Source organism: Paenibacillus harenae, assembly GCF_030812415.1.
Classification (GTDB): domain Bacteria; phylum Bacillota; class Bacilli; order Paenibacillales; family Paenibacillaceae; genus Pristimantibacillus; species Pristimantibacillus harenae_A.
In genome coordinates this window covers 24,114-41,501 of record NZ_JAUSST010000015.1, presented here as the reverse complement: position 1 = coordinate 41,501, position 17,388 = coordinate 24,114, and the positions used below count along the sequence as shown (strand labels likewise).

Annotated in this window: 13 protein-coding genes; all 13 read left to right on the top strand. The window is 49.1% G+C overall.

From position 1 onward, the window contains the following. On the top strand, positions 1 to 309 hold a 309-nt coding region (locus J2T14_RS30605; RefSeq protein ID WP_307476994.1), incomplete at its 5' end, for a sensor histidine kinase. Next, positions 302 to 1,876, top strand: coding sequence for a response regulator transcription factor (locus J2T14_RS30600; RefSeq protein ID WP_307476992.1), 1,575 nt, complete (start codon positions 302 to 304; stop codon positions 1,874 to 1,876). The genes J2T14_RS30605 and J2T14_RS30600, both read left to right, overlap by 8 nt. A 285-nt stretch (positions 1,877 to 2,161) precedes the next feature. Continuing rightward, the gene (locus J2T14_RS30595; RefSeq protein WP_307476990.1) at positions 2,162 to 3,043 is read left to right on the top strand and encodes a carbohydrate ABC transporter permease; all 882 of its coding nucleotides are present in this window, start codon (positions 2,162 to 2,164) and stop codon (positions 3,041 to 3,043) included. Positions 3,044 to 3,088: 45 nt separating this feature from the next. Continuing rightward, positions 3,089 to 4,759: an ABC transporter substrate-binding protein gene (locus tag J2T14_RS30590; protein WP_307476988.1), complete on the top strand. Its 1,671-nt coding sequence runs from the start codon at positions 3,089 to 3,091 to the stop codon at positions 4,757 to 4,759. A gap of 200 nt (positions 4,760 to 4,959) precedes the next feature. Further along, entirely contained in the window at positions 4,960 to 6,723 is a 1,764-nt protein-coding gene (locus J2T14_RS30585) for a sensor histidine kinase (protein WP_307476986.1), read from the top strand. Beyond that, positions 6,723 to 8,168, top strand: a complete 1,446-nt coding sequence (locus J2T14_RS30580) for a response regulator transcription factor (protein ID WP_307476984.1) — start codon at positions 6,723 to 6,725, stop codon at positions 8,166 to 8,168. Before J2T14_RS30585 ends, J2T14_RS30580 begins: the two co-directional genes overlap by 1 nt. A gap of 236 nt (positions 8,169 to 8,404) precedes the next feature. After that, complete coding sequence (locus tag J2T14_RS30575; protein WP_307476982.1) at positions 8,405 to 9,322, top strand: ABC transporter permease; 918 nt, start codon at positions 8,405 to 8,407, stop codon at positions 9,320 to 9,322. Next, entirely contained in the window at positions 9,319 to 10,191 is an 873-nt protein-coding gene (locus J2T14_RS30570; protein ID WP_307210557.1) for a carbohydrate ABC transporter permease, read from the top strand. The genes J2T14_RS30575 and J2T14_RS30570 overlap by 4 nt, the downstream gene beginning before the upstream one ends. 65 nt (positions 10,192 to 10,256) lie before the next feature. Continuing rightward, entirely contained in the window at positions 10,257 to 11,840 is a 1,584-nt protein-coding gene (locus J2T14_RS30565) for an extracellular solute-binding protein (protein WP_307476980.1), read from the top strand. A 263-nt stretch (positions 11,841 to 12,103) separates the two neighbouring features. Continuing rightward, the gene (locus J2T14_RS30560) at positions 12,104 to 13,666 is read left to right on the top strand and encodes a glycoside hydrolase family 43 protein (protein ID WP_307476978.1); all 1,563 of its coding nucleotides are present in this window, start codon (positions 12,104 to 12,106) and stop codon (positions 13,664 to 13,666) included. Continuing rightward, positions 13,667 to 14,581, top strand: coding sequence for a glycosyl hydrolase (locus J2T14_RS30555; RefSeq protein WP_307476977.1), 915 nt, complete (start codon positions 13,667 to 13,669; stop codon positions 14,579 to 14,581). Positions 14,582 to 14,623: 42 nt separating this feature from the next. Further along, the gene (locus J2T14_RS30550) at positions 14,624 to 16,999 is read left to right on the top strand and encodes a glycoside hydrolase family 95 protein (protein ID WP_307476975.1); all 2,376 of its coding nucleotides are present in this window, start codon (positions 14,624 to 14,626) and stop codon (positions 16,997 to 16,999) included. 229 nt (positions 17,000 to 17,228) lie between these two features. Next, positions 17,229 to 17,384 carry a hypothetical protein gene (locus tag J2T14_RS30545; protein WP_307210697.1) on the top strand — a complete coding sequence of 52 codons (156 nt, stop codon included), beginning with the start codon at positions 17,229 to 17,231 and terminating at the stop codon, positions 17,382 to 17,384. Positions 17,385 to 17,388: the final 4 nt, after the last annotated feature.

Genomic DNA, 17,388 nt, shown 5'->3' with positions numbered 1-17,388 from the left:
GTGGTGCACGGGCTGGGGGAAGTTGAAGAGGGAGGACTCGTAATCATCGATGCGCGTGTGAAGTCGGACCGGGTAGTGATTATGGTGGAGGATAATGGGGGCGGCATACCGGAAGACAAAATGCGGGAAATCGAATTTGCATGTCAGGATTTGGAAGATGCTGAGGAGCATCGGATAGGACTTCGCAATGTGCATCAGCGCCTTGTTCTGACTTACGGCGAAGGATTCGGGCTGAAGCTGGAATGCCTGCCGGGATCTGGTACTCGTGTAACAATTGCCATACCGTTGGGAGGGAATTTGTATGTATAAAGTACTGGTAGTCGACGACGAGCCGGCAATCCGGCAGGGACTCCTGAAAATTGTCGATTGGAATGCTCTAGGCTTCTGCGTGGTGGGGGACGTCTCAAACGGAAAAAAAGCGGTTGCCTGCCATAAGGAGCTTTCTCCCGATCTGATCGTCATCGATATCCGGATGCCGGTTATGGACGGTCTTCAAGCGATCCGCGAAATTCGCAAGACGGACGGGGATTGCCAATTTCTCATCCTGAGCGGATACGCCGACTTTGCCTATGCAAAGCAAGCCATCGAGATGAATGTGAGCGGCTATGTGCTCAAGCCGATCGATGTAGAGGAACTGAAGGCGGAACTGCTGCGCATCAGATCCAGTCTGGACCGATTGTCGGATCACGGATTGTCTGGAACCCAAGCCGACGCGCTGCGGGAGGAGCTAATCCTCAAGCTGATTGCAGCTGATCCGGCGGACGCTTCGGAACTGGAGGGCGCGCTGAAGCCGTTAACCGGTTTTGCAGGGGAATACAAGCAGATTATGTTGGTCGAGGCGGAGGATCTGTCCCTTGCAGGACTTGGGAATCTGGAGTCAATCAAAACAAGATGGCTGGAAGCCGCGAAGGCAGAGGGTCTAGGATACGGGTTTCAGACCGGCCCGTATGTCGGATTCCTGTTGAAGGAGGATCTAAGCCGACCTTCAGCCATTAGCCTATGGACCCGCTTTCTTCAAGACGCCTGCGGGACGAATACGAGCTTTACTGCCGCTGCAGGAAGGATTGCCCATAAACTGGCGGATGTCCGCCAATCGTATGAAGGCGCCCTGGGAGTGTTGAAAAGCCGCTTTCTGCTTGCCGCTAGACAAATCCATATAGAGACGGAAACAGACTTAAGCCATTTTGCGTCGGCGCCGGACAAGAATGTTCCTCCGAATCTGGAGGCGCTGGCCCTTAAACTATGCTACACGCTGGATCTCGGCAGAATAGAGGGGGTGGCGGAGGTCCTTGAGGAAACGGGAAGGGCACTTATTGCCTTCGATTCTTCCGAAACCGCTATCAAATCGGGCCTGGTCCAAGTGCTGTCCGTTGCGCTGAGCAATTTGTCGGTTCACCATCAGAGCGTCAATGTCCAGGACTATGCGCCTCTGCTTGCCGAACTTTATCTGCACTCCCACTACGACGGGGTCATGAGCTCTGTTCATTCTCAGCTCGCCGAACTGGCGGGAAGGCTGGGGGGGGGCGGCAGCCTGAATGTGGTCAAGCAAGTGATGGATTTTATCCAGCGGCATTACCAAGAAAATTTGAAGCTGGAAATAATAGCGGAGATGTACAATTACAACAGGGGGTATTTTGGAAGAATGTTCAAGCAGCATACGGGCGACTCGTTCCATTCCTACCTGGATAAGGTCCGTATTCAGCAAGCGATCCGGCTTCTCGGGGAAGGTCACAAGGTTTACGAGGTCTCGGAGCGCGTAGGGTATCCCAACGTGGACTATCTCCATTACAAATTCAAGAAATATGTCGGAGTATCCCCTTCTTCGTTCAAGGGAGCCCAGCCCAAGGCCAAAACATTTTCGTTGGAAACATCATAGAGTTTAGTGAGTAGGAATCATTGTCCTACTCACTTTTTTTAGGAAACAGTGAAGCGTTTTTTTTGACCACATAAGAATTTATAAGTTTCCAAGCTTGTTGGATGAACAAATTCTTATTGGCGATAAAACCTGCCTTTAAGCGCGGTCGAACATCTTCGAAAGGCCGAGGGTAGAGGTTTTCTCATATGATTTTTAGATGAATCTAACGGGTTTTGTGAAAGGCCGGGCGCATTAAGATAAAGGAAAGTGAGGGAACGAAGAGGAGGAATCCCGATTCAGGGACTAATGCAGAAAAAACGATTTGACCGACTATTCGACATATCCCTATATGCCATTATGATCCTGATCGGGCTTGCAACCTTATATCCGTTCATCAACGTGTTGGACATTTCCTTCAACGATTCCGCGGATACCGTCAAAGGCGGTATCCATATATGGCCGAGGGAGTTCACTACACGAAATTACGAAACGATCTTTCAATATGAGGGCCTGTTGACCGGGTTCCGCAACTCGATCATCCAAACGCTCTTGGGTACGGTGATTGGCGTCCTGTCCGCCTCCATGGTCGCTTACGTCATGAGCAGGACGGAGTTTCAAGCGAGTCGGCTGTTCTCCGCCATCTTCGTGATGACCTTGTATATCTCCGGCGGCTTGATTCCCGTCTATATGCTGATTCGGAATTTGCATCTGATAGGCACGTTCTCGGTTTACATTATTCCTGGCATCCTGAGCGTATGGAACGTGCTCATCGTCCGTTCATACATTAACGGTCTGCCAGATGCCTTGCAGGAATCAGCGAAGATCGACGGGGCGAATGAATGGATCATCTTTTGGAGAGTCATATTGCCCTTGTGCCAGCCCGTGCTGGCTACCATCGCGCTGTTCATCGCTGTAAACCATTGGAACTCTTGGTTCGATACTTATTTGTATAACGGTCAAAGGCCGGAGTATACAACCTTGCAATACGAGCTCCGCAAGGTTCTGCTCACGACGGACAGCGGCGACAGCGTCTATGACCCGAACAAACAGCAGTCCTTGTCGACCGTGTCGCCGGAATCCATCCAGATGGCGATCACGATTGTCGTCACCGTGCCGATCCTTCTGCTATACCCTTTCTTGCAGAGGTACTTTGTGAAAGGCGTTACATTAGGAGCGGTCAAAAGCTAAATTTGGCAGGTCTGGGGAAACTACACAAAAGAGAGGCAGCATTTCATGAAATTCAGCAAAACAAAAGCGGCAAGCATTCTGATGATCGGCGCGCTTCTTGTAGCTGCCGGCTGCGAAAGCTCCGGCAATTCTGCCGAACGGCCGAAGGAAGAGCTTACACCCATGACGATCACTTTCGTTGCAGGGGACAACAATCCGTATTGGGACGATATGCAGAGCGAAGTCGGCAAACTCATTACGCAAAAAACCGGCATCTCTATCAAGGCGCAGTTCCCGGCAGGCGGCAACGACGGAGATATATTCGCCTTGATGGTGGCAAGCAACGAGTATCCGGATTTGGTTGCGGCCAAAGGAAGCGTGAGCAAGCTGAAGGACGCAGGGGCATTGATCGATTTGGCGCCGCTCATTGAGGAGCATGCTCCGAACATCAAGAAGCTGTATAGCGCTTACATGAAGCGTTTGCGCTGGAGCAATGACGACCATGGCATTTATGTTTTGCCGACAGCCGGGGTAGATCAACAGTACTTCAAGCCAATCGGCGGATTCCAACTGCAGCACGCCGTATTGAAGGAGCTTGGCTATCCGCAGATCAAGACGGTGAAGGATTACGAGAATGCTCTCAGCGCTTATTATGATAAGCACAAGACCACAGCCGACGGTAAACCGATCATCCCCTTGTCCCAAAATGCAGGGGAATGGCAGATTTTGATTACAACCACCAACCCGGCCGTCGCCACGACAGGCGCACCCGATGAAGGCGAATTTTACATCGATCCGGAAACCTATGAGGCGAAGTTCCATTACCTGCGCCACGAAGAGAAGGAATATTTCAGATGGCTGAACCATATGCACGACAATGGCTTGCTGGACCCGGAGAGTTTCGTGCAGAAGTATGGTCAGTACAGGGCCAAAGTCGCCAGCGGCCGCGTTCTGGGACTCATTGATGCGGATTGGGACTTTGCCGGTGAAGTAGCCGTATTGAAGAAGGAAGGCAAGTATGATCAAACGTATGCCCACTTCCCGGTTACGTTGAATGAATCCTACAAGAGACTTGACTTTCAGGACACCGGTTATTTGGCGGGTACCGGCATCTCGATCACGAAGAGCGCCAAGTACCCGGTTCGCATCATCAAGTTTCTGGACTTTCTTGCGTCCGATGAAGGACAAGTGCTGGTCAATTGGGGGATTGAAGGCAAGCATTACAAGGTGGAGAACGGCAAACGCGTCATCCCGGACGACATTCTTGCTATGAAGGTCAATGACACCCTTAACTTTAGAAAAACGACAGGCATAGATATGTACCGACTGGGACCGAGCTACGGCAATGGCGTGAAGGACCCAACGGGCAACTACTACACAACGGTCTTCCCGGAACAAATCGAGAAGGAATACACACAAGCGGACAGAGAGACATTGGCTGCTTACAATATCAAGAGCTACATGGATCTATGGCCGTCCGAGGCAGAATTCCCGGTTCGACCGTGGGGCGCGGCATGGAACATCAACATAGAGACCGGCTCCGAAGCGAACGTCCTCTTCCAAAAGTGCGAAGACATTATGAAGAAGCGCATTCCCCAAGCGATTATGGCTAAGCCGGAACAATTCGATGCCATATGGGACGCCTTCATGAAGGATTTGGAGAAAGCGGGCGTCGGCAAGCTGAACGAAGAATTTACTAAGCTGGTGAAGGACCGAGTGAAACTTTGGAATGAATAAGTTTCAGGCTTAAACGGTCGGGCGGAGAAATTCTTTGCCCGGCTGTTTACTTTGGTAACGGCATTTCCGATAATTTTCGTGGTTGATCGAGGGGATAATAGTTCAACGTAGTTTTACACGAGGCTTTCACTCTTTCAATAAGTCAATGAATTTGAGAAAATGAATCATGCCAAAATAACGATTAAAGAAGGAAAAGTTATATGAAACTGACCTATCTTAAGAAACTTCCCATCATGCTTCAGTTATCTATCCTAGGTTTATTCATTGTTTCGGTTATGCTATTGATCATGGCGGCGAATTATTTCAGTGCCATCAATGTTGTAAAGAGGAATAACAGCGAATATGTCAAAGGAATAATTTCACAGCTGAATCAATCCATTTCTTCGAATAGCAATGATTATAAAAGAAGTATCGAAACGATTGCTTACAACGAAACCGTACAAAAATTTTTAAGTGCTTCTGATCCGGCCCAAAAGTTTGAATTGTTCAACCAGTGGAAAGGTTATTTGTCGGATATGATGGGGATGAAAGAGGGGATTCTGGATATTGCATTGATTGACAAAAACGGCGCCGTCTACAATCTTCGGGCCAATACGGATCAACTCGCAGCCATTTCCAGGGAGATTCCGCGAAATAACTTGTATTATTTTTTGGGATTTAAAATGATTGATTTGTCTTATATGACAACACCGGTATTAGCGGTAGGAGCCACTATCTACTCTACAACTGATTTTGAGGCCGGCAAAAATGAACTTGGCACTATACTGCTGGTCATCAATAATCGATCGTTATTCGGCGACGGCAACCCTGTCCAATTACCCGAAGGAGCTTTCGTTTACATGACGGACCGTCACGAAAGGCTCTTTTATACAAATGACGATTTAAGCAAATTGGGAGAGCCTATTCCTGAAGATGCATTGTTGGACGAAAAACATGAATATATGATTCAGAGGGTAGCCATTCCGGATTTGGATGGTGAAATTATCATTAAAATGCCAAATAAAGTGCTCCTTCAAGGTCTTAACAAGATCCGTCAAGAGCAGCTTATCATGGTCGCGGTCGCACTCGTTCTGATGATCATACCGCTTCTGTACGTGAGCAACAACATTCTGCAGCCGTTGAAGAAGTTAATGAGGCTGATGGGGGAAGTCACTCTCGGAGAGAAAAAAAATCTCAGCAAACGAGTCGAAGTGGACGGTTATGCGGAAATGATTATCATGGCTTCGCGATTTAATGAAATGCTCGCAGAAATTGAGGATTTGACGGACCATTTGCTAGAGAGCAAGCGTGTCCTCTATGAAACGGAATTGATCAAGCGGAGAGCGGAGCTCAGCTTTCTGCAAAGTCAAATCAACCCGCACTTCTTATACAATACGCTGGAGTCGATCAAAGGGCTTGCCGCGGATGAGGGATCCTCGCAAATATTTGAACTGACAACAGCACTTTCATTGTTTTTCCGTTACAGTATCAAGGGACCCGATATGGTTTCGTTGGATAAGGAATTGATTATTGTAAAAAACTATATCTTCATTCATCAAATCCGATTCGGCAAACGGCTGCAAGTGGAATACGACATACGCTCGGATTGCCTCGACTGTCTAGTCCCTAAGATGATTCTGCAGCCCATCGTGGAGAATGCCATCAAGCATGGCATCGAGCCGCTTGAGCGAACCGGTGTGCTCAGGATCAAAGGTTATAGGGACGGGGAGAACCTGCTGCTATTCGTCGAAGATAACGGTGCGGGAATAAGTCCGGTCAAGTTAGCGGAGATTAACGCTTCGATTGAACGCCGCCAATCGGCAGCCGATAGCCTTGACGCTTATTCCGAATACGGCATTGGACTTGCAAACGTGCATGACCGCATCCGCATCAGTTTCGGAGAAGCCTACGGAATCGGGATAACGAGCGAGCTCGAAGGCGGAACGTCGGTCTCGATTACAATTCCTGTCAGGAGGGAAGGGTAATGTATAAGGTCTTTCTTGTGGACGACGAGGAGCTGGTTATCAAAAGCCTTAAAGCGACGGTGGACTGGAAGGGCAGCGGCTATGAAGTTGCGGGCTATGCATTAAGCGGTGAAGAAGCTGTGGAAGCGGTCAAACGAATACGTCCGGACTTGATTTTCTCCGATATCCGGATGCCCGGAATGAACGGGCTGGAGCTTAAGAAACGGTTGGACGACGCCGGTGTTACCGCCAAGTTTATCATTGTGAGCGGACTGGCGGAATTCGCTCTCGCTCAAAAAGCAATCCAGAACGGCATATCCGGGTATTGCCTTAAACCCTTTGACGAAATGGAAATCACGGGGTATCTCAGGAAGCTCAAGCGGGAATTGGATGCCTCTCAATTGCTGCCTGAGGGGGAAATACTTGATATGATCGAGGCCGGTACGCCGGAAGCGCACAATCGATTGCGGCATGAGTTGGCGTTGGCCGGCATTGCCGGCTCCGAAGAAGACGGCTTGCGTATCATGCTTTCCGTTAGAAGGGACAGGCTGACGATTCATGAAAAAGTACCATGCCTTACGGTACGCATCGGTTATCGCAAGTTTATTTACGTGATGGCTGACAGAGATGCGGATCAATTAATGGCCACCTTTGCTTCTGAAGGCCATCCGTTCTTGAAAGGAATCGGTTTCAGCAAACAGGGTATCGATACGGCGGGATTTGCGCAGGCCATTCAGGATGCAGAGCTACAGGCTTATCAATACTTCACGTTGGCCGAATCTCTCGCATGGGAAGGGTCGTGGCAATCGAATGACATGAAGTCGGCATTTGGCATGCTGGCAGAAGGAGATGACCTAGCGTTTATTGCGCAGCTTGATTCTTTGCAGGTCATGTTTCGGAGCGGCCATCTGAATATCCGGCATGCCCTGTTGTTGTATAACGATTGCATTTTGCAGTTAAGCCGAAAGGGAATGGGATCGAACGAGTTGTATCTCTATTCCTTTGAACAATTGGCAGAGCAGTTTGAAGATGTTCGGGATATGATCGATGATTTAAAGCGATTGTTCGAAGAGGAGAAGGATCAGAACCATCATCATCCGGTTTTCATGCATCCTGGACGCGGCAGTACATTCTCTGTCATGCTGGAATACATCAACGAGCACTTCGGCGAGGACATTACAATACTGGGCTTAAGCAAACAATTTAACTTAAATCCGAATTACATCTCGCAATTGTTCCGTAAAGAACTGGATAAAACCTTTACCGAATACTTGACCGGTCTACGAATGAACCGCGCTTCGGAGCTGCTCCGGACGACCTCCATCCCGATCAATGAGATCGCGGATCAGGTAGGGTATAAGGATTATTTTTATTTCAGTAAAATGTTCAAAAAAATATTGGGCGTTCCGCCAAGAGGGTATCGCTACGATCAAAATCAGAATAACTCCAATCCGGCTCCTTTTTGACAAGGGGTCCTTTTTTTTGTACTCCTTATCGAAAACTTGTTCTTGAGTTAGTTTTCTCGACAATTTCATGTCATATTCGACATGGAATTTTTTTAGAATACAAAAAAAAACCTCTAATCTAGCGACATACCTTTAAGAAAGCGCTTGCTTTATAATTTCCTCATAGAGAAGATTTGGAGGCGAGAGGGAGAATGCAAAATTCTGCAAGTCATATCAAGTACGGGAGGCAGTCGGGGTTGGGAGCCAACCGTCGCAAGTGGCAAGAAGTCGTCAAGCATAAGTACTTCTATTTGATGATATTGCCAGTCGTGTTGTTTTTTCTGATCTTCGCGTACGTGCCTATGTACGGCGTGGTCCTTGCTTTTAAGGATTTCAATTACATGCTGGGGATTATGGATAGTCCCTGGAACAACTTTCAAAACTTTCGTGATGTGTTGAGCGATCCGAACTTCAAGCATGCGTTTAATAACACCTTGTTCATCAGCTTCGGGCGTTTGATTATTGAATTCCCGATTCCGATTCTGCTCGCGATCCTATTGAATGAAATGAGATTCGGAAGACTAAAGCGGATCTTTCAAACCGTATTTACGTTTCCGCATTTCATCAGCTGGGTCGTGTTAAGCGGAATCATCACGAATATTCTGAACGATCAGGGTGTGCTCAATCAAATTCTGGTGCTGTTCGGATTCGAGAAAAATTCGATACTGTTACACAACGGGAGTTTTCTGGGCTTGCTTTTCACGTCGAATATTTGGAAAGAAGCAGGCTGGTCATCCATTATTTATTTGGCGGCAATCGCAGGCATCAACCCCGAGCTTTACGAGGCGGCGTCCATTGACGGGGCTAACCGTTACCAGCAAATGAAAGCCATTACATGGCCGGTGCTTCGCAATACGGCCGCGATTATGCTTATATTGGCAGTCGGCGGCATTATGAACGGCGGATTCGACCAAATCTTCAATTTATATAACCCTGCCGTTTATGAACGTGCCGATATCCTCGATACGTTCGTATACCGCAGCGCATTCGTGGATTCTACGGGGTTCGGCTACTCGACAACGGTCGGTTTGCTGAAATCGGCCATTAACTGCCTGCTTCTGTTTGGGGCAAACTTTGTTGTTAAACGTGTTTTTAAGGAGGAGGGCCTCTATTGAAGCGGTTTTCGGTATCTAATGCACTCATCACCCTCGTCTTGGGGCTCGGCGCGATTGCGACTGCATTCCCGTTTTATCAAACTCTTGTTCAATCCTTGTCCACCATATCGGACATGAGGGCAGGGGGGGTTATGATTTGGCCTCGATCAATTGATTTTTCTTCATATCAGTATATCTTTCATCAAGGGAAGGTCGTCAATGGCTTGTTGATATCGGTTATCGTGACCGTATCGGGCACATTGGTCAGTCTGGCGGTCACGACGGCAGGAGCTTATGCGTTATCCAAGAGCTCGATGCCCGGGCGCAATATCATCTTTACTGGCATCATCTTGACGATGTTTTTTTCAGGCGGCCTTATTCCCTTTTATTTGACGGTTCAGGGACTTCACCTGCAGAATAATTTGCTTGTCATGATTTTGCCTGTGGCTGTAAACGCATTTAACTTGATCCTAATGAGAAACTTCTTCGGGTCCGTCAATCCTTCTCTTGAGGAATCAGCAAAAATCGACGGGGCTAACGATTTGACAATACTCATTCGTATTATTGTACCTGTTTCTCTGCCTATTATGGCGACCATGTCCTTGTTTTATGCGGTTGACCGATGGAATGAATGGTGGCTGCCGATGCTGTTTATTAACGATACCAACCTGCACCCGATGCAGCTTGTGCTAAGGGATGCTATCACTAATCTGAGTCAGGTCATGAATAATTCGATGGGCGCACAGTTTGCCGCACAAACTCGAAACGTGTATAGCGAATCGGTAAAGTCGGCGATGATCATCGTCTCCGCCGTTCCGATCCTGATGATTTATCCCTTCATACAGAAATATTTTAATGCGGGAATCATGATCGGTTCCGTGAAGGAATGATAGTAATGGCTTCGGCCGTTGTTATATATATTCAGGTTTCAAAAACATAAAGGAGGGTTTGCAGGATGAAGTTTAAACAAAGAGTAAAGGTTGGGGTGGCGCTGCTTCTTGCTGTAGGGACAGTGTTAACTGGCTGCGGAAAAGGGGAGGAAAAGTCTCCAAATACATCCCCGGGCCAAGCGAGCGAGCCAATAGAGCTGAGCGTTGCCGTATGGGACATCCAGGCGGGCTTTGACGCTCCAAATGCAAAGAATGATACCGTTTACAACGATTTGACCAAGAAATTCAACATCACGATCAAACCGGTTCAGATTACCTGGAACGACTGGCAGGAGAAGGCAAAAGTATGGGCCGCGTCCAAGCAGCTTCCCGATATGTTCGCCAACGAGATTGATATGGGGTTGTACCAAACCTGGGCCAAGCAAGGCGTTCTCAAGCCGCTCCCTGACGATTTGAGCCCATATCCGAATTTGCAAAAATTTATGTCCGATGAGTCTGTGAAGCCGCTCAAGGTGGATGGGAAATTTTATTCGATTCCGCGTTTTGGTAGCGAGGAAATCGGCGACGCCAGATTAGGCAGACCAATCCGTTATCGGAAGGATTGGGCGGAGCAAGCCGGATTTACAAAGGAGCCGCAAAGCTTTGAGGAATTCCTGGCTATGACCAAAGCCGTCATGAAGCAGCACCCTGGAATCGCCGGCTTGACAATTAACTCGAAAGGTTACCTGTTAACGCAATTCCTGGGAAGCTTCCCTGAAATGGTGTTCAGCAGTAACTGGACTCAAGAAAACGGCAAGTGGATTCCGGCCTTTACGTCGGAGAGAGCCCATACCGGAATCCAGCAGCTTCGTACATTGTATACGGATGGTGTTCTTGACAAGGACTTTGCGATTCAGAAAGACGCCGATGGCACGAACAAGTTCTTGTCCGGCCAAAGCTTTGCTCTTTACGGCCTGGAAGGCGTGACAGACGATCAATTAGCCACATTCAAGAAAGCGAATCCAGGCGTCAGCGCTTCCAAAGCAATCGGTTATATGAACATTTGGCCTGCAGCTGACGGCAAACGCTATACGATGGCAGGTGCTCCATACTGGTCCAATACGTTTTTCCCAGGTACGCTCAGCGATGAAAAATTCAAACGGGCGCTTCAAGTAATGGATTACATGCTGTCTGATGAATACAGAGTCCTGGGTATTAATGGAATCGAGAATGTCGATTATAAAGTGGAAAATGGACAATACGTTTCCCTGCTCAAACAAGATGAAACGCTTGCCGACAAATATCCGGTCACGTCCAAACTAGTTTGGCTTGCCGCATGGGATCCCCTCCTGTACAAAGGCAAAAAAGTGGTGAGCTCCGACCCTGAAGCTGCCGGACTGATGAAGCTGCAAATTGATACCTGGAATCGATTCAAACAAGAAGATTCGACGATGCCTGTCAACTTTGAATTCAATGCGATTTCGACTCCGGCGAAAATCAAGTTTGCGGCTCTGGACCCAAATATTATGGATGACATCGTTAAAGTCGTTTTGGGCAAAGGAGATCCGATCGCCCAGTGGAAAGAAATCGTTAAGGGATACGACGCCAAAGGCGTTCCGGAGGCGATCAAAGAAGTTAACGAAGAGGCAGCCAAGAGAGGCATTAAGTAAAACTCAGAAGGCGATTGATGACAATAGCAAGTAAGTATGGTAGTCTCCAACAATCCGTATCTCGACGGACGGGTGAACGACTTCCGCATCTATAACATTGCTTTAACCGATCAGGAAGTATCGGCTGTGATGAAAGAGTAGATTGTAGCGTCAGTGAATGAACCAGAGGAAGTCCGGAACATGCAAGCCATGTTCCGGGCTTTCCGTCATGCATGATCATCTTGTTAAAAAGCTAAATTTAGAATGGAAAGGATTACGGTGTTATGGAGGTTAATTCCTATCTATTATCGCAGAAGGGATCGTGGGGAGATCAGGGGGACGGTACCTATGTCAATCCTGTCTTGCCCGGCGATTATAGCGATCCGGATGTCATTCGAGTCGGGGATGATTATTACGGTATCTCCTCTACCTTGCATTGCTCTCCGGGGATGGCGGTGCTGCATTCCAAGGATCTTGTGAATTGGAGCATGATCGGACATGTTGTGAATGATTTGACAAGCATCGGCCCGGAATACAATTACGATAGCATGAATCGTTACGGCAGAGGAGTCTGGGCGGGGGCCATCCGATTCCATAAGGATAAATTCTGGGTATATTTTTTCACGCCCGATGAAGGATTGTTTATGAGCACGGCTTCCGATCCTGCGGGACCTTGGGAGCCGCTTCATCAGGTTTGGGAGGTTACCGGCTGGGACGACTGCTGTCCGTTCTGGGACGATGACGGACAAGGCTACTTGGTTGCCACTAATTTTGCCGATAACTACAATATCCATTTAATTAAACTTAGTGAAGACGGCAAAGAGCTATTGCATGACAGCGATAAGATTATCCATCAGTACAAAGGGAGCGAAGCCAATAAGATATACAAAATAAACGGAACCTACTACTTTTTCCATAGCGAGGTTCGCCTTGAGGAAGGCGTTGAAGTCCGAGTCGTCATGATGTTAAGGGCAGAACATATTTATGGGCCCTATGAGGAAAAGGAAATTATCCATACGCACGGCATGGATGTAGACCGAGAGCCTAATCAAGGCGGACTTGTCCAGACGGTTTCCGGGGAGTGGTACTTCATTAGTCATCAAGGAACGGGCGGGTATTACGAAGGGAGAACGCTTCACTTGCTACCCGTAACGTGGATTGACGGATGGCCGATCATCGGCAACGATACGGACGGAGACGGAATCGGAGAGATGGTATGGGGAGGCAGGAAGCCCATCAACGGACATCCCGCGGCGGTTCTTGCCGCAAATGACGATTTTGACCGAGCGGTGCTCGAGCCGTATTGGGAATGGAACCATCAGCCGAACGCCGACAAATGGTCGTTAGCGGAACGGCCCGGCTATTTGCGTCTTTACGCAAGCCAACCCATCGATAAGGATAATTTTTTTACCGTCTGCAACGTCATTTCACAAAGAGCGTTTAGAACCGTTCACAATGCGGCAACCGCAAAGATAGAGATCGGAGGCATGGCGGCCGGACAAGAAGCGGGGCTTTGCCATTTTGCGCAAACCTATTGCACGATCGGCGTAAAACAACTGAATGGGACAAGGGTTCTGAAGTTTAACCATTCGGGAACGACTGTATGGGGGCCGCAATTGACAGTCAGCGCCCTTTGGTTAAGGTCTGTGTGGGACATTGACGGAATCAACCGATTCCAATACAGCGTCGATGGGGTGCATTTCATAAGCTTTGGGGACGCTTATCAGCTAGGGTGGGGGAATTACAGGGGAGACCGGATCGGGTTATACAGCTATAACTGCGAAAGTGAACAGGGTTATATCGATGTAGACCAATTCTGTTATGAGGTCGCGAGGAGTGGAGAATGAATGAAATCGCCATTGTTTAGGGATCCCATCTATGACGGTGCGGCAGATCCTGTAGTTATTTGGAATCGGCAAGCCAAGGAATGGTGGATGATCTATACGAACCGCCGTGCAACGCAGGAGGGGCCGAAATTCGGATGGGTGCATGGTACCGATCTCGGTGTTGCTTCTTCATCGGATGGCGGATCAACCTGGTTATACCGGGGAACCCTGGAAGGTCTTGAAACAGAATGGGGCAGAAATACGTTCTGGGCGCCAGAAATCATTTGGCATGACGGGCAGTACCATATGTATGTCACTTACGTCCGCGGCGTACCGGAAGATTGGACGGGAAAGGCTCGTATCAGGCATTATACCAGCCCCGACCTTATTCGTTGGGAGTTCCAGTCCACGCTTGGAATCAGTGAGGAGAACGTGATCGATGCCTGTGTGTACCAACTGCCGAACGGCAAGTTTCGAATGTGGTTTAAGGAGCGGAATCATACCTACGCTGCCGAGAGCAAGGATCTGTATGATTGGCAGCCGATTGGTCCGGTGTTAACCGAAAGAAACCACGAAGGACCGAATGTGTTTCACTTAAAAGGATATTATTGGCTTATCATAGACGAATGGAGAGGACAAGGTGTTTTCCGTTCCGATGATCTTATGACCTGGGAACGAAACGGCATCATTCTCGACCAGCCCGGCAAACGTGAGGATGACGGGACGATCGGCCTTCACGCAGATGTGGTCGTACAAGGGAAAGAGGGATATATCTTTTATTTCACTCATCCTGGCCGTGTTAATGGGAATAACGAAGATTCGGGATATGAAATGCGCCGTTCGTCCATTCAGGTTGCCAAGCTGGAAGTTGTGGACGGTGTGCTGATCTGTGACCGCGACAAGGAGTTTGAGTTGAATCTTGGAGCGGAAGATTGATAGAAGTGCATTCATAGTAAAAAGGGAGGACATGGAATCCATATGCATATTCAGTTTCATTCCCCAGCTGTCTATTGGGTAGAAGCGCTTCCTGTCGGAAACGGCAGGCTTGGCGCGATGGTCTTCGGGGGTATCGAGAAAGAACGGATCGCTTTAAATGAAGATACGCTATGGTCAGGTTACCCCGGGGATTGGAATAATCCGGGAGCGAAAGCGGCGCTGCCGAAAGTGCGGGAGCTTATCGCGCAAGAGAAGTACGAAGAAGCGGATCGGCTTTGCAAGGAAATGATGGGACCTTATACGCAATCTTATTTGCCTTTCGGCGATTTGCACATTGTGATGGATCACGGACAGCTAAGCCGCCGGGGGTATAACCGAAAGCTTGATCTCTCTACCGGCATTGCGACGGTTGCCTATAACGTCGGCGGTGTTCCATTTACCCGTGAAATATTCGCGACGCATCCCGATCAGGCGATTGTCGTGCGATTAACGGCGGGCAAGGAGGGCTTCCTTAGCTTTCGGGCCAAGCTGGACAGTCCGCTCCGATATACATCGAAAGCGGATGGCGATCACTTTACGATTTCCGGCGCAGCGCCGGAGCACGTCGAGCCCAATTACCGCGATGCGGAAGTTCCCGTGCGTTACGGCGATTCCAATACTTCTAGAGGCCTGAAATTCCATGGACGCCTGGCGGCCATGCATGAAGGCGGAACGATGCGGGTTGATGCGGACGGCTTGCATGTCATCGGGGCTACTGTCGCAACCTTGTACTTCAGCGCGGCGACAAGCTTTGACTTAGGGCTCGGCGCGAGCAACTTGGAACGCGATCCGGGACAATTAACCGCAGCAGCGATTCAGGCTATATGCGAGAAGGAATATACGGATATTCGAAACCGTCATGTGGACGATCATGGCGAGCTGTTCGGCAGAGTTGCCCTGCATCTGGGCGAAAGCAAGGCTCCCGCAGATATGGCTACGGATCGGCGCATTGCCGAATACGGCAGCAGCGATCCAGGTCTGGTGGAGCTTTTGTTCCATTATGGCCGATACCTGATGATTGCCAGCTCGCGCCCGGGAACCAGTCCGGCCAATCTTCAAGGCATATGGAACGAGGAGACGCGGGCGCCATGGAGCAGCAACTATACGCTGAATATTAACGCGGAAATGAATTATTGGCCTGCGGAAACTTGCAATATGGCGGAGCTGCACGAGCCGCTGATCGATTTCATCGGCAGACTGGCCGTTAACGGCAAGAAGACGGCGGAAACGAACTATGGCGCACGGGGATGGGTTGCCCACCATAATTCGGATTTGTGGGGACAAACGGCGCCGGTAGGCGATTTCGGGGATGGAGACCCTGTTTGGGCGTTCTGGCCGATGGGCGGCGTATGGCTGACTCAGCATCTATGGGAGCATTACGCGTTCAGCGGGGATGAAGGGTTTTTACGGGATAAGGCATACCCCATCATGAAGGAAGCTGCGTTATTCTGTCTGGATTGGCTCATTGAAGACAAAGGCGGTCATCTCATTACATCGCCCTCCACCTCTCCCGAGCTGAAATTCCGGGTTGGCGATAAGCGCCAAGCCGTAAGCGCGGCCGCGACCATGGATCTGTCTCTGATCGGCGAATTATTCGACAACTGCATGAAGTCTGCGGAGCTGCTTGGGATCGATGAGGATTTTGCCAAGACGCTTGCGGAGAAAAAGCAAAAGCTGCTGCCCCTCCAAATCGGGAAGCACGGTCGATTGCAGGAATGGTCCCAAGACTTCGAGGAGGAAGATGCCGAGCATCGTCACGTCTCTCATCTTGTCGGGGTTTATCCGGGACGGCTCATTACTGAGCGGTCTGCTCCCGATCTGTTCCAAGCGGCGAAAAAATCGCTTGAAATTAGAGGAGACGGGGGGACAGGATGGAGCCTTGGCTGGAAAGTCGGCTTATGGGCAAGATTCAAAGACGGCAACCGTGCAGAGCATTTAGTCTCGAATATGTTGACACTCGTTAAGGGTGACGAACCGATGAATGCTCACAGAGGCGGCGTATATGCCAATCTGTTCGGTGCGCATCCTCCATTCCAGATCGACGGCAACTTCGCAGCTACAGCGGGAATCGCAGAGATGCTGCTGCAATCCCATCAGGGATACTTGGAACTCCTGCCGGCGTTGCCTGATTCCTGGAGAGACGGGTTTGTCAGAGGATTGCGGGGCCGAGGGGGCTATGAAGTCGATTTGGAATGGAACAACGGCGCGCTATCAAAGGCGGAAATAGAAGCTTCCATAACGCAGACTTGCCAAGTTCTTGCCAAGCGGAATGTCAGGATTACGCAGGACGGCGAAGAGGTTCAATATGTTCAAGATGCGAATGGATGGATTGGGTTCCATGTAGAAAGCGGAAAGCGTTACGTGTTAGCGAACGTTTGAGGGAAATCCATTTATGGCGCCGGACGGTAATATTTACGGATTGCCACTCAGATTGGGATGCGTATGTCTCGGGACTTAACAGTCTGAAGCTTGACCTGTATTTAGAGAATATTCAAAAGGCGATTGACAACAGCAAGTAAAAATTGCTGCCAAGTTATAGTTGCCGGGTTCCTTGCATAGGAACCCGGCATGTAACTAGGGATCTTATGAAGTATGGAGGAGAAAAATCATGAATGAGCAGTTTGACGGTTATTTGGACAAGCTTGGTTTCGGCAGTTCCAATTATGAAAGCGCTCGCAATTCAATGTTGGCGCCGGATCTGAAGGATGCGGAGAAGCAGGCTCTGATCGATGGCTACGTGCAAGATCAGGTTAAGAGGAATTGATAAG

Excerpts from the sequence above, each read along its gene's own strand:
- J2T14_RS30600 (WP_307476992.1), top strand. The coding sequence starts at position 302 with ATGTATAAAGTACTGGTAGTCGACGACGAGCCGGCAATCCGGCAGGGA.
- J2T14_RS30595 (WP_307476990.1), top strand. The coding sequence starts at position 2,162 with ATGCAGAAAAAACGATTTGACCGACTATTCGACATATCCCTATATGCC.
- J2T14_RS30590 (WP_307476988.1), top strand. The coding sequence starts at position 3,089 with ATGAAATTCAGCAAAACAAAAGCGGCAAGCATTCTGATGATCGGCGCG.
- J2T14_RS30585 (WP_307476986.1), top strand. The coding sequence starts at position 4,960 with ATGAAACTGACCTATCTTAAGAAACTTCCCATCATGCTTCAGTTATCT.
- J2T14_RS30580 (WP_307476984.1), top strand. The coding sequence starts at position 6,723 with ATGTATAAGGTCTTTCTTGTGGACGACGAGGAGCTGGTTATCAAAAGC.
- J2T14_RS30565 (WP_307476980.1), top strand. The coding sequence starts at position 10,257 with ATGAAGTTTAAACAAAGAGTAAAGGTTGGGGTGGCGCTGCTTCTTGCT.
- J2T14_RS30560 (WP_307476978.1), top strand. The coding sequence starts at position 12,104 with ATGGAGGTTAATTCCTATCTATTATCGCAGAAGGGATCGTGGGGAGAT.
- J2T14_RS30555 (WP_307476977.1), top strand. The coding sequence starts at position 13,667 with ATGAAATCGCCATTGTTTAGGGATCCCATCTATGACGGTGCGGCAGAT.
- J2T14_RS30550 (WP_307476975.1), top strand. The coding sequence starts at position 14,624 with ATGCATATTCAGTTTCATTCCCCAGCTGTCTATTGGGTAGAAGCGCTT.
- J2T14_RS30545 (WP_307210697.1), top strand. The coding sequence starts at position 17,229 with ATGAATGAGCAGTTTGACGGTTATTTGGACAAGCTTGGTTTCGGCAGT.